Here is a 25,831-nt window from a genome sequence, read left to right on the forward strand (position 1 = left end):
TGGTGGGGCAGGAGCCCTTTTGGTTACTTTTGGCTGGGCCGGCACTCCGGGCTCTTTTCCAAAAGTGACCCGCTGTAAGAGCGGAACCAATAGCGGCCGTGACCGCAGCAATGGATATGTACACATACCCAGAGGATAGCTGTGTAGATACCCATGCTGCGATAGCGTCACCGCGATGCAACTGATGTACCGAGGTGCTTGCATCGCAGGCAAGCCAGCTCCCACACAAGCCAGCTCCCACAGTTGATTTGCGGTATGCCTGATAAAAAACTTCGCCAAGGTCCACCCACATCCCCCTAGAATGCGGCTTCCTCTACCTCTGGCTCTTGGGGCACTCATGCACATCTCTTCCGGCCGCTGGGTCTACGGTTTATCCCTGACCCTGCTGACCGCGCTGCTCTGGGGCATTCTGCCGATCAAGCTCAAACAGGTGCTGCAGGTGATGGACCCGATCACCGTGACCTGGTTTCGCCTGATGGTGTCCGGCAGTTGCCTGTTCGTTTATCTGGCCGCCGTCAAGCGTCTGCCCAGCCCGAAAGTCTTGGGCAAGCGCGGTGGCTGGCTGGTGGCGATGGCGGTGTGTGGGCTGCTGGGCAACTACGTGCTCTATCTGGTGGGGCTGAAGATGTTGAGCCCCGGCACGGCGCAACTGGTGGTGCAGATGGGGCCGATCTTTTTGATGATCGCCAGTGTGTTTCTGTTCAAGGAGCGTTTCAGCCTGGGGCAGGGGGTAGGCCTGTTGGTGCTGATCATCGGCTTTGCACTGTTCTTCAACCAGCGCCTGGCGGAGCTGCTGACATCCCTGGGCACTTACACCGCCGGGGTGCTGACGATTCTGCTGGCGACCACCATCTGGGTGTTCTACGCCCTGGGCCAGAAGCAATTGCTGACGGTGTGGAATTCACTGCAGGTGATGATGGTGATTTACCTGTCTTGCGCATTTCTCCTGTTGCCCTGGGTACATCCCATGGAGGCGCTGCAACTGAGCCCATTGCAAGGCTGGCTGTTGCTGGCGTGCTGTTTCAATACGCTGATTGCCTATGGCGCCTTTGCCGAAGCCTTGGCTCACTGGGAAGCGTCGCGGGTCAGTGCGACGTTGGCGATTACACCGCTGGTGACCTTTGTGGCGGTGGCGATTGCCGCCTGGTTGTGGCCTGACTATGTGCATGCCGAGCAGATCAATGGCCTGGGTTACGGCGGTGCGGTGCTGGTGGTATTGGGGTCGGCGTCGGTGGCGTTGGCGCCGTCCTTGATCGCCGGGCTCAAGGCCCGGCGCGCAAGGTTGGCCCACCTTTAGGTCAATGCCCGGCTTCGAGCATATTCTCCGGGCGTACCCACTGGTCGAATTCGGCATCGGTGAGGTAGCCCAGCTCCAGCGCTGCTTCACGTAGCGTCAGCCCTTCGGCATAGGCTTTCTTGGCAATCTGCGCCGACTTGTCATAGCCGATATGCGGGTTCAGCGCGGTCACCAGCATCAAACCCCGTTCCAGGTGCGCGGCCATTTGCTCGGCGTCGGGCTCAAGGCCCGCGATGCAATGTTCCTGGAAGTTGCGGCAGCCATCGGCCAGCAAGCGGATCGACTCCAGCAGGTTGTGGATAATCACCGGCTTGTACACGTTCAACTGCAAATGCCCTTGGCTGGCGGCAATGCCGATGGTCACGTCGTTGCCCAGCACCTGGCACGCCAGCATCGACAGCGCCTCGCACTGGGTCGGGTTGACCTTGCCGGGCATGATCGAACTGCCCGGCTCATTGGCCGGCAGGCGCACTTCGGCCAGCCCAGCGCGTGGCCCCGAGCCCAGCAGGCGCAGGTCGTTGGCGATTTTCATCAAGGCCACGGCCAGGGTTTTCAGGGCGCCGGACAGGGTGGTCAGCGGCTCATGGCCCGACAATGCGGCGAACTTGTTGGGCGCAGTGACAAACGGCAGCCCGGACAACGCAGCGATTTCTGCGGCAATCGCCTCGCCAAAGCCGTGGGGCGAGTTCAGGCCGGTGCCTACCGCCGTGCCGCCCTGGGCCAGCTCGCACACGGCGGGCAGGGCGCTGCGAATGGCGCGCTCGGCATAGTCCAGTTGGGCGATGAACGCGGAGACTTCCTGGCCGAAGGTGATCGGCGTGGCGTCCATCATATGGGTGCGGCCGGTCTTGACCAGCTTCATATGGCGCGCCGACAACTCCGCCAGCCCGCCAGACAGTTCGCGCAACGCCGGCAGCAACTGCTCGTGCACCGCCTGTACCGTGGCGATGCTCATGGCGGTGGGGAAGCAGTCGTTGGAGCTCTGGGAGCGGTTGACGTGATCGTTGGGGTGTACCGGGCTCTTGCCGCCACGGGGCCCGCCCGACAGCTCGTTGGCGCGGCCGGCGAGCACTTCGTTGGCGTTCATATTGCTCTGGGTGCCACTGCCGGTCTGCCAGACCACCAAGGGGAACTGGTCATCGTGCTGGCCGTCGAGCACTTCGTCGGCGGCCTGTTCGATCAGCCGGGCAATATCGGCGGGCAGGTCGCCATTGCGGTCGTTGACCCGCGCCGCCGCTTTCTTGATCAGGACCAGGGCGTGCAGGACCGCCAGTGGCATGCGTTGTTCGCCGATGGCGAAATTGACCAGTGAACGCTGGGTCTGTGCGCCCCAGTAAGCGTCATCCGGGACTTGTACTTCGCCCAGGCTGTCGGTTTCGATACGGCTCATCGCAGGGACTCTCCTTGTAGTCGGTTTGCGCAGTTTAGGCCCTGGGGGGGCGATTGGGTTCCATAAAAGCCATTTCATCGGCCAACCCCCCGCAAAACCAGGCGCTATAAGGCGTGGGGTTGAGTGCCAGCGTTTTTTAGGCGCAGAATGGTCGCCCTTGGGGTATTACCTCGCCTGCTAGAAAGGAAACTCGATGACTCGTCTTCGTGCCATCTGTACCGCGGTTGCTCTGGTCTGTGCCAGCGGCCAGGTTTTTGCCGATACCGCCAGCCACAACGCCAGTGCCGAAGCCTTCCTGACCCTGGCTCACGCGGACAAGCTGGGCACCCCGGTGTACATGCAAGTGCAGCAAATGTTCGCCCAGCGTTTCGAGCAGACCAAGGCGCCTGCCGCCAAGCAAACCGTGCTCGACACCTACCAGGCCAAGGCCAACGCCGCCCTGGACCAGGCCATTGGCTGGAACAAGCTCAAGCCGGACATGGTCAAGCTCTACACCAGCAACTTCAGCGAGTCCGAACTCAAAGACCTGGTTGCCTTCTACAAATCGCCACTGGGCAAGAAAGTCCTGGAGAAAATGCCGCAACTGACCCAGCAATCGGCCCAGTTGACCCAGGCCAAGCTGGAAAGCGCGGTACCTGTCGTGAACAAGCTGTTGGAAGACATGACCAACGAGCTGACCCCCAAAGCCGCACCCGCCAAGAAGAAGTAAGCAATGACCATGCAGCAGCGTATCGAATCGGCACTTGCCGCCCTGAGCCCGGAACACATGAGTGTGCTGGACGAAAGCCACATGCACAGCCGTGGATTGCAGACGCATTTCAAGGCCGTGCTGGTCAGCCAGCAGTTCGAGGGGCTCAACCGCGTCAAGCGCCACCAGAAGGTCTACGCCACGTTGGGCGACCTGATGAGCGAGTTCCATGCGCTGGCGCTGCATACCTACACGCCTGAAGAATGGGCAAAAACCGACGCAGCCCCGGCCTCGCCGACCTGCGCTGGCGGTAGCAAACACTGATATCCGGCTGCTACAAGGGCCTATGTTTTGCTAGAATCCGCAACGCGCCGCTCAGTCGGCGCGTTTTTTTTGCATCCGGTTCACCCTTTACGAGGGTAGCCACCTGGAGAGAACACCCATGACACACCCCATCGTCGTGGCGGCACTGTATAAGTTCGTCACCCTCGAAGATTACGTCGCCCTGCGTGAGCCCCTGTTGCAGGCCATGGTCGACAACGGCATCAAGGGCACCTTGCTGATCGCCGAAGAAGGCATCAACGGCACCGTTTCCGGTAGCCGCGAAGGCATTGATGGCCTGATGGCCTGGTTGAAGAACGACCCACGCATGGTCGATATCGACCACAAAGAGTCGTACTGCGATGAGCAGCCGTTCTACCGCACCAAGGTCAAGCTGAAAAAAGAGATCGTGACCCTGGGCGTCGAAGGCGTCGACCCGAACAAGAAAGTCGGTACCTACGTTGATCCGCAAGACTGGAACGCGTTGATCAGCGATCCAGAAGTGCTGTTGATCGACACCCGTAACGACTATGAAGTGTCGATCGGCACCTTTGAGGGCGCAATCGACCCGAAAACCACGAGTTTTCGCGAATTTCCCGACTATATCAAAGCCAACTTCGATCCGGCCAAGCACAAGAAAGTCGCGATGTTCTGCACCGGCGGGATTCGTTGTGAAAAGGCCTCGAGCTATATGCTCAGCGAAGGCTTTGACGAGGTGTATCACCTCAAGGGCGGCATCCTCAAATACCTCGAAGAGGTGCCCCAGGCAGAGACTAAATGGCAGGGCGACTGCTTTGTCTTCGATAACCGCGTGACCGTGCGCCACGACTTGAGCGAAGGTGACTACGATCAATGTCATGCCTGCCGTACACCGGTTAGCGTAGAGGACCGCGCATCCGAGCACTACGTGGCCGGCATCAGTTGCCCGCACTGCTGGGATAAGCTGTCCGAGAAGACCCGTCGCAGTGCGATCGACCGCCAGAAGCAGATCGAGCTGGCCAAGGCCCGCAATATGCCGCACCCGATTGGTTACAACTACAAGCAATCATCCACCGAGGCTTGAACCATGTCTGCGCGCCTGCTCTATGTAATGGACCCGATGTGTTCCTGGTGCTGGGGTTTTGCCCCAGTGGCCAAGGCCCTGGTTGAGCAGGCCCAGGCGGCTGGCGTGGAATTGCACCTGGTGGTGGGCGGCTTGCGTACCGGCAGTGGTGCGGCGCTGGAACCGACTACTCGGCGCTATATCCTGGAGCACTGGCAGGCGGTGACCGAGGCCACGGGCCAGCCGTTCCGCCTGGAGGGCGCCTTGCCTGAAGGGTTTGTGTATGACACCGAGCCGGCCTGCCGGGCCCTGGTCACTGCGCGTGGCCTGGCGCCGGATTGCGCCTGGACCTTGCTCGGGCTGATCCAGCAGGCCTTTTATGTCGAGGGTCGCGATGTGACCCGCGCCAGTGTGCTGGTGGAGCTGGCCGAGACTGCCGGGGTGCCGCGTATCGAGTTTGCCGAGGCCTTTGACCGCGCCGAACAACATGCCGCCACGGCCGCCGACTTCACTTGGGTCCAGGACCTGGGCATCGCCGGTTTCCCGACCTTGCTGGCCGAACGCAATGGCCAGTTGGCGTTGTTGACCAATGGCTACCAGCCGCTGTCCGAGCTGTCGCCGCTGCTCGGTCGCTGGCTGGAGCGAGCTGCCTGTGCATGATCAGCCAACACCACGGGTTGATCGGCTGACCTGGGCAGAAATCCGTCGCCTGGCCCTGCGCCATAAAAAATCCCTGTGGATTGCCAACGGTGTCGCCGTACTGGCGACCCTGTGCAGCGTACCGATTCCCTTGCTCCTGCCGTTGCTGGTGGACGAAGTGCTGCTGGGCAATGGCGATGCGGCGTTGCAGGTGATGAACCACGCGTTGCCGACGGCCTGGCAGCAGGCTGCCGGGTATATCGGCCTGATGCTGCTGATTACCCTGGTATTGCGCTGCGCGGCGTTGGTGTTCAACGTGGTCCAGGCCCGCCTGTTTGCGGGGCTGGCCAAGGACATTGTCTACCGCATCCGCGTGCGGCTGATCGAGCGGCTCAAGCGTATTTCCCTGAGTGAATACGAAAGCCTGGGCGGTGGCACCGTGACCACACACCTGGTCACCGACCTGGACACGGTGGACAAGTTTGTCGGGGAAACCTTGAGCCGGTTCCTGGTGGCCACCCTGACCCTGGTCGGCACCTCCGGGATCCTGATGTGGATGCACTGGAAGCTGGCCCTGTTGATCCTGCTGTTCAACCCCCTGGTGATCTACGCCACGGTGCAGTTGGGCAAGCGGGTCAAACACCTGAAAAAGCTCGAAAACGACAGTACCTCGCGGTTTACCCAGGCCCTGACAGAAACCCTGGATGCCATCCAGGAAGTGCGCGCCGGCAATCGCCAGGGGTTTTTCCTCGGGCGCCTGGGGCAGCGTGCCCAGGAAGTGCGCGACTTTGCCATCAACTCCCAGTGGAAAAGCGACGCCTCCAGCCGCGCCAGTGGCCTGCTGTTCCAGTTCGGCATTGATATCTTCCGCGCGGCGGCGATGCTCACGGTGCTGTTTTCCGACTTGTCCATCGGCCAGATGCTCGCGGTGTTCAGCTACCTGTGGTTCATGATCGGCCCGGTGGAGCAACTGCTGAACCTGCAATACGCCTACTACGCAGCCGGTGGCGCGCTGACGCGGATCAACGAACTGTTGGCCCGCGCCGACGAACCGCAATACGCAGGGGGCGAAGATCCGTTTACCGGGCGCGAAACCGTGGGTATCGAGGTGCAGGGCCTGGACTTTGGCTATGGCGAAGACCTGGTGCTCAATCAGTTGAACCTGGTCATCGCCCCCGGCGAGAAGGTGGCGATTGTCGGCGCCAGTGGCGGCGGTAAAAGTACCCTGGTGCAATTACTGCTGGGGCTCTACACCCCGCAGGCGGGCACGATCCGCTTCGGCGGCGCAACCCAGCAGGCGATTGGCCTGGAAACCATCCGCGAGCATGTCGCGGTGGTGCTGCAGCATCCGGCACTGTTCAACGACACGGTGCGCGCCAACCTGACCATGGGCCGCGAGCGCAGTGATCAAGCCTGCTGGCAGGCCCTTGAAATTGCCCAGTTGGATGCTACGGTCAAGGGGTTACCCCAGGGCCTGGACAGTATTGTCGGGCGCTCGGGCGTACGTTTGTCCGGCGGCCAGCGCCAACGCCTGGCGATTGCCCGGATGGTGCTGGCCGAGCCGAAAGTGGTGATCCTCGACGAAGCCACCTCGGCCCTGGATGCGGCCACCGAATACAACCTGCACCAGGCACTGGCGCGGTTTCTCAGTGGGCGTACTACACTGATCGTTGCTCACCGTTTGTCGGCGGTGAAGCAGGCTGATAGGGTATTGGTGTTTGACGGTGGGCATATAGCCGAAGACGGCGACCACCAGCAGCTGATAGCCGACGGCGGTTTGTACGCCAAGCTTTACGGACACTTGCAACAAGTTCGCTGAAACGATCCCGGTACCGATCCTGGAGGGATCGTGTTTGGCCTCGGCTGTGCTGTCAGGAGCAGTTTTTACTCGCCTGTGCTGATGCAAGGGATCTCATGAAGCAGAAGCGAACTTTCGGAACACCCCGTTTGCTGGGCATTGTCTGGCCTTTTATTGCGGTTGTACTGTTCCAGGCATTACTGGGCTGCGTCAGCCTCTATATGCTCTCGGCCGTGCGCGGTTATGTGGCGGGCGAAAGCCTGTGGTCCAAGGGCCAGAAAGATGCCATCTATTACCTGACCCTGTACGCCGATAACCGCGACCAGAAGACCTTTCTCAAATACCAGAACGCGATTGCCGTGCCCCAGGGCGGGCACGAGCTGCGCATCGCCCTGGACCGCCCCAACCCTGACCTGGCGGCCGCGCGCCAGGGGATCCTCAAGGGCGGTAACCATCCGGATGACGTGTCGAGCGTGATCTGGCTGTACCTTAATTTCCGCCATTTCAGTTACCTGGAAAAAGCCATCGAGCTGTGGACCGTGGGCGATGGCTACCTAGTGCAACTCGACGACCTGGCGCAGGAAATGCACCGGGACATCCTTGCCAACCAAGCCACCAGCGCCGACATCCATGCCTGGAAAGAACGCATCATCGCCATCAACGATAGCGTGACGCCGGCGGCCAAGGCTTTCAGCGATGCCCTGGGTGAAGGCTCAAGGATGATTCTGCGCCTGCTGCTGATCACTAACCTGGCCACCGCCCTCGGCCTGATTGCCCTGGCCTTGTTGCGCACCCGCAAGCTATTGGCCCAGCGCCATGCGTTTGCCGATGCCTTGCAAGTGGAGAAGGAGCGGGCGCAGATCACCCTGGAGTCCATCGGCGACGGAGTGATTACCACCGATGTCGACGGGGCTATCGCCTATATGAACCCGGCGGCGGAGTCCCTGACCCACTGGAAGGCTGCCCAGGCCCAGGGCCTGCCCCTGGCGGCGTTGTTCAATCTGCTGGATGAAAACGCCCAGGCCGAAGGGTTTGCCCTGATCGAGCATATTCTTGGCGGTCAACTCACCGGCGGCAGCGAACACTCCAAGCTGATCCAGCGTCTGGATGGCAGCACGGTCTCCGTGACCCTGGTAGGTGCCCCGATCCGCAGTGCCGGAAAGGTCAGCGGGGCAGTGTTGGTGTTGCACGACATGACCCAAGAGCGCCAATACATTGCCAACCTGTCTTGGCAGGCGACCCATGATGCCTTGACCGGGCTGGCCAACCGCCGTGAATTTGAATTCCGCCTGGAGCAGGTGTTGCATGGCATCGGGCGCCAGCAGTCGGGGCATGCCTTGATGTTCCTCGATCTGGACCAGTTCAAGCTGGTCAACGACACCTGTGGTCACGCGGCGGGCGATGAGTTGTTGCGGCATATCTGCGCGCTGCTGCAATCGGACCTGCGCGAAGGCGATACGCTGGCTCGCCTCGGGGGCGATGAGTTTGGCATTCTGCTCGAGAACTGTCCGCCACTGGTGGCCGAGAAAATCGCCGAAAGTCTGCGTCGCACCGTGCAAAACCTGCACTTTGTCTGGAAAGGCCGGCCGTTTGTCACCACGGTCAGTATCGGCCTGGTCCATATCTCGCACATCCCGACCACCCTGGAAACTTCTTTGCGCGCCGCGGATATGGCCTGCTACATGGCCAAGGAAAAGGGGCGTAACCGGGTGCAGGTCTATCACGCCGATGACTCCGAGTTGTCTTTGCGCTTTGGCGAGATGGCCTGGATCCAGCGCCTGCACATGGCTTTGGAGGAGAACCGCTTCTGCCTGTATGCCCAGGAAATCGCGGCCTTGGGCCATACCGAGGCGGGTGCCGGGCATATCGAGATCCTGTTGCGCCTGCACGACGAAGCGGGGCGGATCATTTTGCCCGACAGCTTTATCCCGGCTGCCGAGCGTTATGGGTTGATGACTTCGCTGGACCGCTGGGTGGTGGAGAACGTATTCAAGCTGATTGCCCGTTGCATGATCGAGCGACCGGGCAGGCCCATGGCGATGTGTGCGATCAACCTGTCGGGCATCACCATCGGCGATGACGACTTCCTGAGCTTCCTGCGGGAGAAATTCAACGCCTATGGCATTCCGCCGAGCATGATCTGTTTTGAAATCACCGAAACCAGCGCCATTTCCAACCTTGGCAGTGCGATTCGTTTTATCAATGAGCTCAAGGCCTTAGGCTGTTTCTTCTCCCTGGACGACTTTTGCGCCGGAATGTCCTCATTCGCCTACCTCAAACATTTACCTGTAGACTTCCTGAAGATCGATGGAAGTTTCGTAAAGGATATGCTGGACGACCCGATTAACCGCGCCATGGTCGAAGTGATCAACCACATCGGCCATGTCATGGGTAAACGCACTATTGCCGAGTTTGTCGAAACGCCGCACATCGAGCAGGCATTGCTTGAGATCGGCGTGGACTACGCTCAGGGCTACCTGATTGAGCGCCCGCAATTGTTTACCTTCGATAGTTTGCAGTGTCGACCTGCGCGCCCGCAGCCTCTGTTATTCCGGGCGCCCGGCACGTTCCGCTGAAACATCTGCTGGTCTGTACACATCACACATCAAAAGGAGCCCGACAGTGATCGACACATTCAGCAGAACCGGCCCGCTTATGGAAGCCTCAAGTTACCCCACCTGGGCTCAGCAATTGATCCAGGACTGTAGCGAGAGCAAGCGCCGAGTTGTCGAACACGAACTGTACCAGCGCATGCGCGATAACAAGCTCAGTGCCAAGACCATGCGCCAATACCTGATTGGTGGCTGGCCAGTGGTGGAACAGTTCGCGTTGTACATGGCACAAAACCTGACCAAGACCAAGTTTGCCCGTCATCCTGGCGAGGATATGGCGCGACGTTGGTTGATGCGCAATATTCGCGTGGAACTGAACCATGCCGACTATTGGATGCATTGGGCACGCGCCCATGGCGTGGGCCTGGAAGAACTGCAAGCGCAGAACGTGCCGCCCGAGTTGCACGCACTGAGTCATTGGTGCTGGCACACCAGTTCGGCCGATTCGTTGATTGTTGCGATTGCCGCTACCAACTACGCCATCGAGGGGGCCACTGGGGAGTGGTCTGCGCTGGTGTGTTCGACGGGCGTGTATGCCGCAGCGTTCCCCGAAGAAGATCGCAAGCGCGCCATGAAGTGGCTGAAGATGCATGCCCAGTACGACGACGCCCACCCGTGGGAAGCACTGGAAATCATCTGCACCCTGGCGGGGATGAACCCGAGCAAGGCGTTGCAAGTGGAGTTGCGCCAGGCCGTGTGCAAGAGCTACGACTACATGTACCTGTTCCTGGAGCGTTGCATGCAGTTGGAGAAAACCCCGGTGATCCGCGAACGCCAGGTACTGGCGGCCAGCGAAGCCTGACCCCGGCAGGGCGGGGTAGGGGTTACCCCGCCATTGCCAGGCGGTTGCGGCCTTCGCGCTTGGCCACGTACAAGGCGCTGTCGGCCCGGCGCAGCAAGCTTTCGGCCGACTCGCCTACCAGCAAGGTCGCGCAACCCAGGCTCACCGTCAATTCGATACGCGTGGTGTCCGCCCAGTAGTCCTGGGCCTGTGCTGCCTGGCGCAAGCGTTCGCCGACCATGGTGGCGGCATCGCGGCTGGTGTTGGAAAGCAGGATCAGGAACTCGTCCCCGCCAAACCGAAACACCATATCCACATTGCGCAACTGGCTTTTGATCGAGGCTGCGACGGCCTTGAGCACTTTGTCGCCGGTGGCGTGGCCGTGGCTGTCGTTGATGCGCTTGAAGTGATCGATGTCGAGCATCAGCAAGGACAGCGGATGCAGATGCCGCTTGGCCATCTCGATCTCCCGGCCCAGGGTCTGGTCCATGGCGACGCGGTTGCCGGTCTCGGTCAATGGATCGCGCAGGGCGCTGCGGGTCGCGGCGCGATACAGCAAGGCATTGCGCATGGGGTACAGCAGGCTGGCCAGCAGTGATTCCAGGTTGCCCTGTTCCTCTTCGCTGAAGCGCTGGTTGCGGCGAAACACCAACTCCCCCAGGTGCTCGCCCTGATGGCTGAGGCTGTAACTCACGGAGTGATGACCGCGCTGGCCATATTCCAGACGCAGGTCGCTGGTTTCATGGCGGTATTGCAGGGCGTCCAGGGGGACCAGGCGCTGCACTTCGCGAAAAAACAGGCCGAGGATCCGCTCCGCTTCCAGGCTGGTCTGCAATTGCAGATTCAGTTGCTGGCGCAGTTGCGCAAGGCTGATGGGGCGGCGGGCGACGATGGAAGGCTGGCCAAAGCCCAGGCGTTGCAATTTGGCACTGTCGAAGTCAATTGCGTTGGTCTGGGTCGGTGTTTTCATAAACGGGCAGGCCTCTAAGCACAGAATGCTGTCTTACAGGCTCGATGGGAGCGGTTACTGGCGGGCGCCTTACTGTTCCTTCAGTTCCGTAAAACTTGGGTAACAGTCTAGTCCGCTTTGCCGGGGGTTATAACCCCTGATCCCATGCCGCACGTCTTGATGTCGCGCTGCCTGCTTAAGCAAATTGGAGCGAAAAGCGTGCCATTTAGTGCAATTAGTTTTTTGTTCTTATAAAACAAGGGGATGGGGTTTATTGAGGAAAAGGCGTGGTGGAAATTTGGCGCAGGCCCATTTTGGCGGGTGGGCTTGCTTGCGATGGCGGTAGGTATCACACAACTTTTTTCTGGGTATGTGTACATATCCGTTGCTGCGGTCACGGCCACTTAGGGTTCCGCCCTTACGGCGGCTCACTTTGGAAGAGCGCCAAAGTAAGCAAAGCGCTCTTGCCCCACCACTCGGTGCCTCGCCTAGGCTCGGCATGCCCGCAGTCAGGCATTGCTCCGTGGGCCCGCCGCGATCGGCCATCCCTGGCCGTGTCGCGGCTACCCCGGCATCCATGCCGGGGTGCCCACTGCGCAATACCTGCCTGCGGCCATCGTGGTTTAACGGGGCGCCTAAGATCAAGATCAAAAGCCAGATCAAAAGCAGAGCAACAGCAACAGCAATGCCAGAGCGCGAAGCTGCATTCCCCCCCCTGTGGGAGCTGGCTTGCCTGCGATGGCGGTACATCAGCCAATACATTTATCGACTGATACAGCGCCATCGCAGGCAAGCCAGCTCCCACAGGGGTACGCGCACGCTTCGACGATCAGGTCGGCTGTCAGGCCGCCTCGCTTTGCTTTTGATCTGAGGCGCCCCGTTAAACCACGCTGGCCGTCATCCGATATTGATTTGGGGGGTAGCCCGGCAGGACGCCGGGTTAGCCGCGCTGGGCCATGGATGGCCCATCGCGGCGGCCCCCCAAATCAATGTCGGATGACGGGCACACCGAGCCTGGGCGAGGTGCCGAGTGGTGGGGCAGGAGCCCTTTTGGTTACTTTTGGGGCTCTTTTCCAAAAGTGACCCGCTGTAAGAGCGGAACCAATAGCCGCCATGACCGCAGCAACGGATATGTACACAACCCCAGAAAAGAGTTGTGTAGATCCCTGTACCTATGGCCATCGCGGGCAAGCCCACTCCCACACAAGCCCCACAATGGCGTAGTGTCATGTCCGAAGATTATTGCGCGTCGAACGCCTGCCCATTGATCCCCGAGCTATCCGGGCCCATCAGGTACAGGTACACCGGCATGATCTCTTCCGGCAGCGGGTTGTTGGCCGGGTTTTCCCCAGGGTAAGCCTGGGCACGCATGCTGGTCCGGGTAGCGCCGGGGTTGATGCTGTTGGCGCGCACTGCCGCCACGGTGTCGAGTTCGTCGGCCAGGGTCTGCATCAGGCCTTCGGTGGCGAACTTCGACACGCCATAGGCGCCCCAGTAGGCCCGGCCCTTGCGCCCGACGCTGCTGGAGGTGAACACCACCGAAGCATCCTGGGACAGCTTGAGCAGGGGCAGCAGGGTGGCGGTCAGCATAAACATGGCGTTGACGTTGATATGCATGACGCGCATGAAGTTCTCGCCCGACAGCTGTTCGATCGGCGTGCGCGGACCAATGATCGAGGCGTTGTGCAGCAGCCCGTCGAGATGGCCGAATTCTTTTTCGATCATCGCCGCCAGCTCGTCGTATTGATGGGGCAGGGCGGTTTCCAGGTTGAACGGGATCACCACCGGCTGCGGGTGGCCGGCGGCTTCTATTTCATCGTAGACCTGGGCCAGGTTGGCCTCGGTCTTGCCCAGCAACAGCACGGTGGCACCGTGGGCGGCGTAGGTCTTGGCCGCCGCTGCACCAATCCCGCGGCCGGCGCCGGTGACCAGGATGACCCGATCCTTGAGCAATTCTGGGCGTGCGGAGTAATCAAACATAATCGACCTCAACAAAAATTCAGTCTGAATGTGGGGCGGGCTCGCTCGCGATAGCGCAGTGTCAGTCAATAAAGCGGCAGCTGACTCACCGCTATCGCTGGCAAGCCAGCTCCCACATTGATCTCAGTGTTTCAGTGTCAGCAGCTGCAGAGTGCGCTATCGAGCACCTTGCGCAGCTCCAGCGGGTGATCGACCACAACGTCGGCGCCCCAGTTGCGGGCGTTGTCGTCGGGGTGGATATAACCATAGGTGACGGCGGCGGTACGGGTCCCGGCGTCGCGGCCCGATTCGATATCCCGCAGGTCGTCACCCACGAACAGCACGCTGGCCGGGTCCAGGTCGAGCATCTTGCAGGCCAGGATCAGCGGCTCCGGGTCGGGTTTGCTGTTCTTTACGTGGTCCGGGCAGATCAGCAGCGCCGAGCGCTGGGCCAGGCCCAGTTGCTCCATGATCGGCTCGGCAAAGCGCAATGGCTTGTTGGTCACCACGCCCCAGATCAGCTTGGAGCGCTCGATGTCTTCCAGCAGTTCGGCCATGCCATCAAACAGCTTGCTATGGATCGCGCAGCCCTTGACGTAGCGTTCGAGGAACTCCAGGCGCAGCTCTTCAAAGCCTGGGGACTCCGGGTCCATGGAAAATGTCACGGCGACCATGGCCCGGGCGCCGCCGGAAATTTCATCGCGGATATGCTGGTCGTTGATCGGTGCAAGCCCGCGCTCGGTGCGCATGGCCTGGCAGATGGCGATAAAGTCCGGCGCGGTATCGAGCAGCGTACCGTCCATGTCGAAAAGAACCGCTTTCAACTTCACAGGCTTATTCCTCTCGCAGGGTCTGGATCATGTAGTTGACGTCGACGTCGCTGGCCAGCTTGTAGTGCTTGGTCAGGGGGTTGTAGGTCAGGCCGATGATGTCCTTGACGGTCAGCCCGGCCTGACGGCTCCAGGCACCCAGCTCGGAAGGACGGATAAACTTCTTGAAGTCATGGGTGCCGCGCGGCAGCAGCTTCATGATGTATTCGGCACCGATGATCGCGAACAGGTAGGCCTTCGGGTTGCGGTTGATGGTGGAGAAGAACACCTGGCCGCCGGGCTTGACCATTCGGAAGCAGGCACGGATCACCGACGATGGGTCGGGCACGTGCTCCAGCATCTCCAGGCAGGTCACCACGTCGAACTGCTCGGGCATTTCTTCGGCCAGGGCTTCGGCGGTGATCTGCCGGTATTCGACGCTCACGCCCGACTCCAATTGATGCAGTTGGGCCACGGCCAGGGGCGCTTCGCCCATGTCGATACCCATCACCGTGGCGCCGCGCTGGGCCATGGCTTCGCTGAGAATGCCGCCACCGCAGCCCACGTCGAGGACTTTCTTGCCGGCCAGGTTGACCCGCTCGTCGATCCAGTTGACCCGCAGCGGGTTGATGTCGTGCAGGGGCTTGAACTCGCTTTCGCGGTCCCACCAGCGATGGGCCAGGGCTTCGAATTTGGCGATTTCGGCGTGGTCGACGTTACTCATGGGTAGTCCTCTAAATCCGATAAAACGTTTTGCCTGGCCAGGAATTTCGATCCGGGGCCGGCGTTATTCGTGGTGTCCGCTGATGCGCCGGCCCCAGGCAATGGCCGTGGCGCTCAGCTGTTGTTCATCCATGCGCGTCAGTTGCCGGTCGTCGAGCAGTTGCTTGCCGCCGACCCAAAGGTGTTTCACACAATCGCGCCCAGTGGCATATATAAGCTGTGACACCGGATCGTAGATCGGTTGCTGGGCCAGGCCCGAGAGGTCGAAGGCCACGATATCTGCAGCCTTGCCCACTTCCAGCGAGCCGATTTCCGTTTCCAGGCCCATGGCCCGTGCGCCGTTGAGGGTGGCCATGCGCAGCGCGCGATGGGCATCCAGGGCGCTGGCCGAGCCGGCGACGGCCTTGGCCAGTAGCGCGGCGGTGCGGGTTTCGCCCAGCAGGTCGAGGTCATTGTTGCTTGCCGCGCCGTCGGTGCCTACTGCCACATTGACGCCGGCCTGCCACAGGCGTTCCACCGGGCAGAAGCCACTGGCCAGTTTCAGGTTGGATTCCGGGCAATGGATCACACTGCTGTTGCTTTCTACCAGCAACGCCAGGTCTTCTTCGCTGATTTGGGTCATATGAACGGCCTGCAAGCGCGGGCCGAGCAAGCCCAGGCGTGCAAGGCGGGCCAGGGGCCGCTCGCCGTACTGTTCGACGGACTGCTGCACTTCACCGGCGGTTTCGTGGACGTGCATATGAATCGCGGCGTCCAGTTCCTCGGCGATGACCCGGACTTTTTCCAGGTTTGCATCGCTGACGGTGTAGGGCGCATGGGGGCCAAAGGCGATTTTGATCCGCGGGTGATGCTTGAGGTCGCCAAACAGCTCCACGCCCTGGCGGATTGCCTCGTCGGCAGTGGCCGCGCCGGGGATCGGGAAGTCGAGGATCGGAATCGCAATCTGCGCACGCATGCCGCTGTTATGCACGCGCTCGCTGGCGACCTTGGGGAAGAAGTACATGTCCGAGAAGCAACTGATGCCGCCTTTGATTTGCTCGGCAATTGCCAGGTCGGTGCCGTCGCGCACGAAGGCCTCGTCGACCCACTTGGCTTCGGCCGGCCAGATATGCTGTTGCAGCCAGGTCATCAGTGGCAGGTCGTCGGCCAGGCCGCGAAACAGGCTCATGGCCGCGTGGCCGTGGGCATTCACCAGGCCCGGGCTCAGTAGCACCCCCGGCAACTCGCGCACTTCATGGGCCGCCAGCTTCAGCGCCTGGTCGCGCGGGCCGATAAACGCGATGCGCCCATCGCGAATGCCCAGGCCATGTGCCTTGAGCACCACGCCCGCAGGTTCGACCGGTACCAGCCAGCTTGGCAGCAGCAATAAGTCGAGCGGGGCGGCGGGTGGTGTCATAGCGAGCATCGTCCGGGGCGGTCATATAAAGAGGGCGAAGTATACCCGAGCGCCCTGGCGGGCGGATCGCTATAATCGGCGGCTTTTGTTGATGAGTACGGGGTGATGGATGCGCGATCGACTGTTGGCAGCAGAGAAAGTGAAGGCCATAGAGTGGCGTGATGGCGCACTGCACCTGCTCGATCAGCGTGCGCTGCCATCCCGGGAAAGCTGGGTGACATGCGCGACGGTCGACGAGGTGGCTGCAGCCATTCGCGCGATGGTGGTGCGCGGCGCGCCGGCGATCGGCATCAGTGCCGCCTACGGCCTGGTGCTCGCCGCCCGTGAGCGCATCGCCGAGGGCGGTGACTGGCAGGCGTCGTGGGAAGAAGACTACGCGCTGCTGGCCGACTCCAGGCCCACCGCGTCGAACCTGTTCTGGGCCCTCAAGCGCATGCGCGACCGCCTCGACCGCCTCAAGAACCACGCCGACCCATTGGCGGTGCTGGAGGCCGAAGCCATCGCGATCCATGAAAGTGACCGCGAAGCCAACCTGACCATGGCGCAACTGGGCGTCGAGTTGATCCGCAAGCACCAGGGCAATGCTCAGGCCATCCTGACCCATGGCAACGCGGGGGCATTGGCCACCGGCGGTGTGGGTACTGCGCTCGGGGTAATCCGTGCGGCGTTTCTGGAAGGCATGGTCGAGCAGGTTTATGCCAACGAAACTCGCCCCTGGCTGCAAGGCTCGCGGCTGACCGCCTGGGAATTGGCGGGCGAGGGTATCCCGGTCACGGTGAATGCCGACTCGGCCGGTGCGCATATCCTCAAGACCAAGGGCGTGACCTGGGTGATTGTCGGCGCCGACTGCATCGCGGCCAATGGCGACGTGATCAGCAAGATCGGCACCTACCAGTTGGCGGTGTGTGCCATGCACCACGGCGTGCGCTTTATGGTGGTGGCATCCAGCTCTACCCTGGACTTGATGATGGCTACTGGCGATGACGTCGCCCTCGAAGAGCGGGATGCCGGCGAGTTGCTGGAAGTCGCCGGGCAGCGCTTTGCCGCCGATGTAGCGGCTTTTAACCCGGTATTTGACGTGACCCCGGCCGACTTGATTGACGTGATCGTGACTGAAAAAGGCATCGTCGAGCGCCCGGATACGGCCAAATTGGCAAAGTTGATGTGCCGCAAGCGTCTGCATTGAGGCGGTCAGTAGTACAAGTGTAAGGCCGTCTGGGCGAGGGGTTCTCGCAGGATGGTGATCAATGTCACGGCATTTCTGAGTGTGGGCGTCAGCGCCCGCGAGCATGACGATGTGGCCGTGGCCCATGATCACCTTCGGGGCACCTATTCATGTCTACCGTTACATCAGCTTCCATGCCTGACCCGCTCATTGACGACCGTGAGTTGATGGGCGTCCTTCCAGTGCCCAGCCGGGCCTGGCATTTGCAACAGCTGCAAGCCGAGAGTGCATTCTGCGAACGCCTGGTGCGGCACCAGCCGTCGCTGGCGCGCATCAGTGGCGAAGCGTTCCAACAGGCGCTTGATCGCCAATTTCCCGAGCTGGAAATCGACCCTGATACGGTGTGGCTGCTGGAGGAGCTGCCATCCGGTGTCACGCCGCGTTCAATGACCCAGGCGATGCAGGAGGCCCTGGTGTCAGGCGCGGCCCCGCTCGACTCATCCATAAACGGTTTTTCTGCGATCAACCCTGCAACGGGCCACCAGAGCCTGCTCGATATTGATCCTGAAACGTTCGTCGAGGTGCTCAATCAGCACCTTCAGGGGCTGTTCGAGCATTTCCGCCAGCACCTGGACCGGTTCTGGTACAACCCTGTTCGCCAAGGCAATGAGTTGACCTCGCGTGACACCTGGCTGCGTTATCGCCAGGGTGAACTGGCGGCAGAAGCGGCGTTACGCAGGGCCGATAACCTGGCGGATCCGACGGTTGGGCTCACGGCCGATGGCTGGGCCCTGGCGCGCAGCCTGCTTGCCGAGCAGTCCCAACCCGCGAGCGACCCGCCCAAGGTGGCAATGTTTCGCCTGGTGCTCAGAGGCGCGGGCCAGGATATCAATCTGTCGGCTGCGTTTGTGTTGGCGTGGCGGGGAGGGCTGACCAAAAGTCGGCCGGTGCTGCTTTATACCCCGCAGCGCGGCCTGGAGGAGTTTGCCAGCGACTCTGCAATATTGGCCGCTCTCAGCTTGCGGCAGGCAGTCGCGGGGGAGCGCGATGAAATCCTCGTAAACGTTGCGCAGCCTGAGCGCGAGCAAGTGCTTGCCTTGCGCCGGGAGCGGCGCGCGTATTGGGGGCTGGTGGGGATGCTCCCGGATGCCCGGGGTTCTCTGTTGGGGCAGGTCCTGGACGAGCAACTGGCCCAGCAACGGGTCAATGCGCGCGCCGCTTTTTTGCCCGTCCGGTCGGGGATTGATACCCGGGTTGCGCAGGTGCTGGCGCTGCCCACAGGCTTGCCGGGGGACCTGCTCCGGCGCCCGCTTCGCCCTGATACGTTGCCGGTGGTGCCCTCTGCTGGCATTGCCGTGGGCGACCAGCAACAGAACCTGATACGGCAGATAAACAAGCTAAACCGCTTGACGGGGCAATTGCTTGCGGGCGCGCCCGGGTTTGATGGGTTTTTCCAACAGCAGTTGAAAACACTGTTCCCCAGCTTCAGCGGGAAGATCAGCCCCCTGCAGATCTTTTTCACCCGTTCTCGACCCGATGGGCAGCCATATGCGTCCCAGACGCTGGAATCGCTGCTCGATACGCTATGGGAGGGCGGTGGTACTGAAGACTATGCGGACGGCGCGTTTTACGTAGAACCCAATACCCTGGATGAAGGTTACAGGCTGCAGCAGGTCGGCACGCCGAGCAGCCTGGTGACGACACTGAAACAACAATTTGCCGGGCTGCTGGGCGAATTTTGGAGTACGGCTCAGCGCGACCAGGGCGCGCCCGTCGATTTGCTGACGCGGGTGCGCAAGCAAATACTGGCGACCGAATCGGCCTTGCGCACGATGGATGGCACTTTGACCTCGTCCCATCGGCAACTGATCGACAAGGTATTGAAATACCCCACTGCTGTCGCCCGCGAGCTGGCGTTTCCCCTTGCGCAACGCCCCCGAATCTACAGTCTGACCTTGACCGGCGGGGAGCGATTTGCCACGGCGTTTATGCTTAGCCCGGACAGTGTCAGCCCGCCCGGCGGGCCGCTGGTGTTGTGGACGGTTGCCCAGGGATTTGAGGCATTTTCGAGCCTGGGCAGCCTTAATGCCGAGGTGGGGCGGCGCCTTGACGAGGGTGCACCTGAAGGTCTCCAGTTGGCCGGTGGCCTGCCAGCCGATGTGCGTGGCCAGCAAACCGGCCGTTGGACGGGGCGGCTTGCACTCGTCCCGGAGGTAATAGAAGGCGATTTTGTCGCCCACGGGGTTGAAGCCTTGCTGAGCAAACAGCAGCGAGATCTGCGCCTGGTGCTTGAGGCTGATAATCGCCTGCGCCCTGGAACGGTGGACAGAGTCATTGACCTGGCGCCCCAGTTGGATACGGCGCCAGCTTTTGTAGTGCGTAACCAGTTGTTGGAAGAACAGGCGGCGCCGGGTTGGCAAAAGGCGTTGGCGGCAACGGATCGGGAGCGCTTGCAGGAGGCGGCGCTGGTCGCGCAGGAAAAAAACCAGGCTCTGGCAGCGTTGCTTGAGGGCCTTGAGTCGTTGCACGGATATGCCAGGCAGAAGCTCAGAGGCAGGCTGCGAGATTTTTTGGAGGCGCGTGGTTTGCCCGGTTCTGCAGTGGAGCAGATCGATCCGGACAAGATCATCGTCGTGCGCACCGAGGCTGTTCGGGTTACCTATGTGTCCCAGCCGGGCGTGACGCCGCCTGTTGAAAGCGTGTACGTCGAACGTATGGGCTTGACTGAGCTGACCCTCAAGAACCTCAAACCGTGGGAAGGGAGCATCGCCTGGACGTCGAGGGTCAGTATCGAGGCGTCCCTGACGTATGCCGACGGGCGACGCGTGTTCGACGTGCGTGGCGAGGCGCTTAAGCTGTCGCGCGAGACGATTGAGCGCTGGGTAAAAGAAATCGATGCCGGTCATCATTATTGCGAGGATGTTCTAAAGAAAACATTCGCGCCGCCTGCCACCTCGGCGGCGGCCGAGCGGCTGGCACAGGCATGGATGGCGGGCCAGGCTGCCACGTTGGAGTATGCAGCCCAGTCGGCACGGCTCAATCCAGCCATCTATAAAACGGTATTAACGGCTGACCCTGCGAAAAAACGTGCGCAGCAATGGGTGGAGGCGGTGCTGGCGGCATGGGCACCCGCTGCTCGGCCTCGGGTGGAGGGGCGGGCGGTCGTGGCAAATATCCTGATGTTAGGGGTGCCTGACGCCGAGCCTGAGCGCGGGGGGAGCCAGTGGGTGCAGGGGTTGGTCGTGATCTCGACCGCAGAAGATGCCGAGCGGGTGCTTTATGCACCCAATGCGCCCGACGGCCTGGACTTGCGGGAGTTGGCCGGAGATAGCGAGCTGATAGCATTGATCGGCAGGCCGCAGTGGCGGGCCTATCTCCTGGAGCGACTGTGCGTAAAGTCCCAGCAAGTGATTGAAAGCCTGGTCTCGTCGGGTTTGAAATATCAGCTTTTCGCTGAGGGCCTGGCGACTTTTTTTCTCAGTGGCGTGAAGCCACTGGAGCGTCTGCCGCCCTTGAATGTGCAGTTGGTGCCTTGTCGATCGTCCCTGCTGCAAGCCCTGTACTACTTGCAGGTTTTTCGCTTGGTAGAGCTTGCGCAGCGCGGTGCCAATACGAATGCGCAAGTCAGTCGTCAATCGACCTTCAATAAGTTGATGTTTGGGGTAGAGGTGGCAGGGATGCTGCTGGATATGCTGCCCTGGGGGCTTCATTGGGGCTCTTCGATCCCGCGGCTCTGGAGCCGGTTGGCGCACTCTGCGGTGGGTAATTTTCGGGCGCGCGGTCAGGCTATTCCGGGGCTGGTTCTGCGTGATGGGCCTGGTGGATGGCGTCTGAGTATGGATGCTGTAATTGAGGGGGGCGAGGTGCTCGGTGTCAGGCCCCTGGCGATCCGCAGTCCGTTTTTCAGCCCGCCGGCAGTGCCTGCGCGGTCCCTTCTACAGGCGTCGCGCCCGCCAACGCCAGCCTCGCTCATCCCCGAGGCGTGGAAGGCCAGTGCCGTGCCTCGCGACGAAGCGGTCGTGTTGCTCCGAGGTTTGGAACCTAATGCCAAGGGTATTTACCGCACCCAGGCGGGTGAGTACTTGATTCGCCCGGTGGATAGGCAGGGCAATGCAGTGGTATTGCGCATAAAAAGCGATTTCAAGCTCTACGGCGAAGGCGGTTTGACCGTACAGGTCATTGATGCCCAGCGGCGCACCGAGGTGGGTTTTCTGCGCTCCGGCAGGTCTGGGCACTGGCACTCGATCGGGGTCAGGGGCGCGGGGAAATCCGGCTCGAAACTCTCGATGGAATTGCCTGTGGAGGAGTATCTGACAACAGATCAATACAGATTCAACAGCCACGGTTTCCACGGTTTACCTGCTTCAACGGTCGATTACTATGACGCCTGGTTTGTTCGGGATCGTCGGCGATTCTTCGAGACGGTGCAGATACCTCCTCGGCCCGAGGCGCTTTCTCTGGGGGCGTCGGCCACGGTGGATGATCTGATTCGCGGGTGGCCGGAATCGGTGCAAGGTTTGGTGCTGGGGGAAAACCATGCGGAAAAAGCCAGTGTCACGTTTCTGACCGATAAGATGCAGGCGCTTTATGATCGCGGCTTTCGCACGCTGTACATCGAGGGTAGCCATGCCACCGGGTCGCCCATGCTATTGGTTTCGCCCGGTTCGGTGAGTGCGCGCAGCGTGGTGTCAAGGAGGGCCCAGGCCTGTGGCCTGAGGGTGCGTGGGCTGGATGATGACTATTTGACGCTGCGCAGGGATCGCTACACCGGCAGGCCTTCGATTGATATGTCGAGCCGGATTGAAGACATGAATTACTTCGCTGTTCGTCAGATTCAGGCTTATCACCCAGAAGACGGCGGCAGATGGATCGCGTGGGTTGGAGCAGCCCACATGAATACCACCGACGGCGTGCCGGGAATTGCCGAGCTTACCGGGGGGATTGGCGTGCGCATCAGCGACGCCAGGGCCGGGCAGCCCACGGTTCTCAGGGCGCCGGGCAGGCGCGGATGGTTTTCAGGGGCGGCTGCGCCGGATGTGGAAATTGAGTTGGATGTCACCCATTCTCCTGCGCGTCGGCCTGAAGGGCCTGACAATTTATAGGCCTATTGGCGTTTGCGCGGCGAAATACAGCCAATTGCGGGCTCAATTGCGAGGCCGTTGGGTCTCTGAGCGCCTCTCGGCTCCATTCAGCCTGTCACTGGTCAACTAACTACACTCCATGCGCATCAGGGGGATAGGTGCGTGGCGGCGATTGTGATAACATTCGGCGGTTTCCAGGGTCGCCCCGAGGGGCTACCTATAACGTGCAGATCCGTGTCATAACTCGTTGATTTGTCGTAAGTCGTTGTCAGGCACTTTGCCGGCAGCGGCGAGCTTCGTTCGTCTCATATGGACGCGACGAGGTTTCACCCGAAAAAGGAATCAGGCTTCTCATGGGCGAACTGGCCAAAGAAATCCTCCCGGTCAATATCGAAGACGAGCTGAAACAGTCCTACCTCGACTACGCAATGAGCGTAATTGTCGGGCGGGCACTGCCTGATGCGCGCGATGGCTTGAAGCCCGTGCACCGGCGTGTGCTGTTCGCGATGAGCGAGCTGGGTAACGACTGGAACAAGCCGTACAAGAAATCTGCCCGTGTTGTCGGTGACGTGATCGGTAAGTATCACCCTCACGGCGACACTGCGGTGTACGACACCATCGTACGGATGGCCCAGCCATTCTCCCTGCGCTACCTGCTGGTAGACGGCCAGGGCAACTTCGGTTCGGTGGACGGCGACAACGCCGCAGCCATGCGATACACCGAAGTACGCATGACCAAGCTGGCGCACGAGCTGCTGGCCGACCTGCATAAAGAAACCGTGGACTGGGTGCCGAACTACGACGGCACCGAAATGATCCCGGCGGTCATGCCGACCCGTATTCCCAACCTGTTGGTCAACGGCTCCAGCGGTATCGCCGTGGGCATGGCCACCAACATCCCGCCACACAACCTCGGTGAAGTCATCGACGGTTGCCTGGCGCTTATCGACAACCCTGAGCTGACCGTCGATGAGCTGATGCAGTACATCCCCGGCCCGGACTTCCCGACCGCCGCAATCATCAACGGTCGCGCCGGCATCATCGAAGCCTATCGTACCGGTCGTGGCCGCATCTATATGCGCGCCCGTTCGATGATCGAAGACATCGACAAGGTCGGTGGCCGCCAGCAGATCGTCATCACCGAGCTGCCTTACCAGTTGAACAAGGCGCGTCTGATCGAGAAGATCGCCGAGCTGGTTAAAGAGAAGAAACTCGAAGGCATCACTGAACTGCGCGACGAGTCTGACAAAGACGGTATGCGCGTGGTGATCGAGCTGCGTCGTGGCGAAGTGCCTGAGGTGATCCTCAACAACCTCTACGCCCAGACCCAGCTGCAAAGCGTGTTTGGTATCAACGTCGTGGCCCTGATCGACGGTCGCCCGCGCATCCTGAACCTCAAGGATCTGCTGGAAGCCTTCGTCCGTCACCGTCGCGAAGTGGTTACTCGCCGTACCGTGTTCGAACTGCGCAAGGCCCGTGAACGTGGGCACATCCTGGAAGGCCAGGCGGTTGCACTGTCGAACATCGACCCGGTCATCGCCCTGATCAAGGCTTCGCCGACGCCGTCGGAAGCCAAGGAAGCACTGATCAAGATGCCATGGGAATCCAGCGCGGTAGTAGCGATGGTTGAACGTGCCGGTGCCGATTCGTGCCGTCCGGAGACCCTGGACCCGCAATACGGCCTGCGCGATGGCAAGTACTTCCTGTCGCCGGAACAGGCCCAGGCTATCCTGGAACTGCGCCTGCACCGCCTGACCGGCCTCGAGCACGAAAAGCTGCTGGCCGAGTACCAGGAAATCCTCAACCAGATCGGCGAGCTGATCCGCATCCTCAACAGCGCCGTGCGCCTGATGGAAGTGATCCGCGAAGAGCTGGAAGTGATCCGCGCCGAATACGGCGACGTGCGCCGCACTGAAATCCTTGATGCGCGCCTCGACCTGACCCTGGGTGACATGATCCCGGAAGAAGAGCGCGTGGTGACCATTTCCCACGGTGGCTACGCCAAGACCCAGCCGTTGGCTGCATACCAGGCCCAGCGTCGTGGTGGTAAAGGCAAGTCGGCGACGGGCGTCAAGGATGAGGACTACATCGCTCACCTGCTGGTAGCCAACAGCCACACCACGCTGCTGCTGTTCTCCAGCAAGGGCAAGGTGTACTGGCTCAAGACCTACGAGATCCCGGAAGCGTCCCGCGCCGCCCGTGGTCGTCCGCTGGTCAACCTGTTGCCGCTGGACACTGATGAATACATCACCACCATGCTGCCGGTCGAGGAATACACCGAAGGTCACTTCATCTTCATGGCCACCGCCAAGGGCACTGTGAAGAAGACCCCGCTGGAATCCTTCAGCCGCCAGCGCAGCGTGGGCCTGATCGCCTTGGAGCTGGACGAAGGCGACGTACTGATTTCCGCAGCCATTACCGATGGCGAGCGTGAAGTCATGCTGTTCTCCGACGGCGGCAAGGTGACACGCTTCAAGGAATCCGACGTGCGTGCCATGGGCCGTACCGCTCGTGGTGTGCGCGGCATGCGTCTGCCGGAAGGGCAGAAGCTGATTTCCATGCTGATCCCGGAAGAAGGCAGCCAGATCCTCACCGCTTCGGCCCGTGGTTATGGCAAGCGTACCGCCATCGGCGAGTTCCCCGAGTACAAGCGTGGCGGCCAGGGTGTTATCGCCATGGTCAGCAACGATCGCAACGGCCGCCTGGTCGGCGCGGTCCAGGTGCTCGATGGCGAGGAAATCATGCTGATTTCCGACCAGGGCACCCTGGTACGTACCCGTGTTGATGAAGTGTCGAGCCTGGGCCGTAACACCCAGGGCGTGACCTTGATCAAGCTGGCCAGCGACGAGACCCTGGTGGGTCTGGAGCGTGTCCAGGAGCCATCGGAAGTCGAAGGCGAGGAGCTGGAAGGCGAGGAATTCGATGGCGAGGTGATCGCAGCCGGCGATGACAGCGTCGACGAGCCAACCCTCGATGCTGCCGCAGACGAAGAAGAACCGCAGGAATAAGCGGGCAACCAAGGGGGCGGATGAAGATTCGCCCCCTTGTTATTTGTCCCCTTTGAAAATTTGCAATACTGCGCATTCCCTTGTGGGAGCGGGCTTGCTCGCGAAGGCGGTGTATCAGTCAGCGCATGTGTGGCCTGACACGCCGCCTTCGCGAGCACGCCCGCTCCCACATG

General features: G+C 61.1%; 17 protein-coding genes. 11 read left to right on the forward strand and 6 right to left on the reverse strand.

The features are described 5' to 3' along the window. Positions 1-337 precede the first annotated feature (337 nt). Positions 338-1,297 carry a DMT family transporter gene (locus HU773_RS09800; RefSeq protein WP_057958888.1) on the forward strand — a complete coding sequence of 320 codons (960 nt, stop codon included), beginning with the start codon at positions 338-340 and terminating at the stop codon, positions 1,295-1,297. A gap of 1 nt (position 1,298) precedes the next feature. Here HU773_RS09800 and HU773_RS09805 read toward each other — a convergent pair whose 3' ends face one another. After that, positions 1,299-2,687, reverse strand: coding sequence for a class II fumarate hydratase (locus tag HU773_RS09805; protein ID WP_057440775.1), 1,389 nt, complete (start codon positions 2,685-2,687; stop codon positions 1,299-1,301). Between the two features lie 193 nt (positions 2,688-2,880). On the opposite strand from HU773_RS09805, the gene HU773_RS09810 reads away from it, so the two are divergent. The 7 genes from HU773_RS09810 (at position 2,881) to HU773_RS09840 (ending at position 10,589) form a co-directional block, all read left to right on the forward strand. Next, positions 2,881-3,396: a DUF2059 domain-containing protein gene (locus tag HU773_RS09810; protein WP_057958889.1), complete on the forward strand. Its 516-nt coding sequence runs from the start codon at positions 2,881-2,883 to the stop codon at positions 3,394-3,396. A gap of 3 nt (positions 3,397-3,399) precedes the next feature. Then, on the forward strand, positions 3,400-3,699 hold the full coding sequence (locus HU773_RS09815) for a BolA family protein (protein ID WP_057958890.1): 300 nt from the start codon (positions 3,400-3,402) through the stop codon (positions 3,697-3,699). Positions 3,700-3,817: 118 nt separating this feature from the next. Continuing rightward, positions 3,818-4,759, forward strand: coding sequence for an oxygen-dependent tRNA uridine(34) hydroxylase TrhO (gene trhO, locus HU773_RS09820; RefSeq protein ID WP_057440777.1), 942 nt, complete (start codon positions 3,818-3,820; stop codon positions 4,757-4,759). Positions 4,760-4,795: 36 nt separating this feature from the next. Beyond that, positions 4,796-5,398, forward strand: a complete 603-nt coding sequence (locus HU773_RS09825) for a DsbA family protein (protein ID WP_169961215.1) — start codon at positions 4,796-4,798, stop codon at positions 5,396-5,398. Continuing rightward, complete coding sequence (locus HU773_RS09830; RefSeq protein ID WP_120732334.1) at positions 5,391-7,196, forward strand: ABC transporter ATP-binding protein; 1,806 nt, start codon at positions 5,391-5,393, stop codon at positions 7,194-7,196. Before HU773_RS09825 ends, HU773_RS09830 begins: the two co-directional genes overlap by 8 nt. A 95-nt stretch (positions 7,197-7,291) precedes the next feature. Further along, positions 7,292-9,751, forward strand: a complete 2,460-nt coding sequence (locus HU773_RS09835) for an EAL domain-containing protein (RefSeq protein WP_057958893.1) — start codon at positions 7,292-7,294, stop codon at positions 9,749-9,751. Positions 9,752-9,830: 79 nt separating this feature from the next. Beyond that, on the forward strand, positions 9,831-10,589 hold the full coding sequence (locus tag HU773_RS09840; protein ID WP_178112260.1) for an iron-containing redox enzyme family protein: 759 nt from the start codon (positions 9,831-9,833) through the stop codon (positions 10,587-10,589). 22 nt (positions 10,590-10,611) lie between these two features. Here the strand turns inward: HU773_RS09840 and HU773_RS09845 are convergent, their stop codons facing one another. The 5 genes from HU773_RS09845 to HU773_RS09865 all read right to left on the reverse strand — a co-directional run bounded on the left by HU773_RS09845 (position 10,612) and on the right by HU773_RS09865 (position 16,404). Further along, the gene (locus tag HU773_RS09845; RefSeq protein WP_057445202.1) at positions 10,612-11,538 is read right to left on the reverse strand and encodes a GGDEF domain-containing protein; all 927 of its coding nucleotides are present in this window, start codon (positions 11,536-11,538) and stop codon (positions 10,612-10,614) included. Between the two features lie 1,218 nt (positions 11,539-12,756). Further along, positions 12,757-13,497 (reverse strand): YciK family oxidoreductase, encoded by a 741-nt coding sequence (locus tag HU773_RS09850; RefSeq protein ID WP_032863166.1) that lies wholly within the window; start codon positions 13,495-13,497, stop codon positions 12,757-12,759. A 137-nt stretch (positions 13,498-13,634) separates the two neighbouring features. Beyond that, positions 13,635-14,306 carry an N-acetylmuramic acid 6-phosphate phosphatase MupP gene (mupP, locus tag HU773_RS09855; RefSeq protein WP_057439225.1) on the reverse strand — a complete coding sequence of 224 codons (672 nt, stop codon included), beginning with the start codon at positions 14,304-14,306 and terminating at the stop codon, positions 13,635-13,637. 4 nt (positions 14,307-14,310) lie between these two features. After that, complete coding sequence (ubiG, locus tag HU773_RS09860) at positions 14,311-15,009, reverse strand: bifunctional 2-polyprenyl-6-hydroxyphenol methylase/3-demethylubiquinol 3-O-methyltransferase UbiG (protein ID WP_003172645.1); 699 nt, start codon at positions 15,007-15,009, stop codon at positions 14,311-14,313. A gap of 63 nt (positions 15,010-15,072) precedes the next feature. Then, entirely contained in the window at positions 15,073-16,404 is a 1,332-nt protein-coding gene (locus HU773_RS09865; RefSeq protein WP_057958895.1) for a TRZ/ATZ family hydrolase, read from the reverse strand. A 109-nt stretch (positions 16,405-16,513) separates the two neighbouring features. On the opposite strand from HU773_RS09865, the gene mtnA reads away from it, so the two are divergent. From mtnA to gyrA, 3 genes are all read left to right on the forward strand, one after another. Continuing rightward, complete coding sequence (gene mtnA, locus HU773_RS09870) at positions 16,514-17,590, forward strand: S-methyl-5-thioribose-1-phosphate isomerase (protein ID WP_057439224.1); 1,077 nt, start codon at positions 16,514-16,516, stop codon at positions 17,588-17,590. A gap of 149 nt (positions 17,591-17,739) precedes the next feature. Beyond that, entirely contained in the window at positions 17,740-22,671 is a 4,932-nt protein-coding gene (locus tag HU773_RS09875; RefSeq protein ID WP_186626158.1) for a membrane-targeted effector domain-containing toxin, read from the forward strand. A 332-nt stretch (positions 22,672-23,003) separates the two neighbouring features. After that, positions 23,004-25,658, forward strand: a complete 2,655-nt coding sequence (gene gyrA / locus HU773_RS09880; protein WP_057439222.1) for a DNA gyrase subunit A — start codon at positions 23,004-23,006, stop codon at positions 25,656-25,658. Positions 25,659-25,831 lie beyond the last annotated feature (173 nt).

Origin of the sequence: Pseudomonas shahriarae (assembly GCF_014268455.2) — a bacterium.
Classification (GTDB): domain Bacteria; phylum Pseudomonadota; class Gammaproteobacteria; order Pseudomonadales; family Pseudomonadaceae; genus Aquipseudomonas; species Aquipseudomonas shahriarae.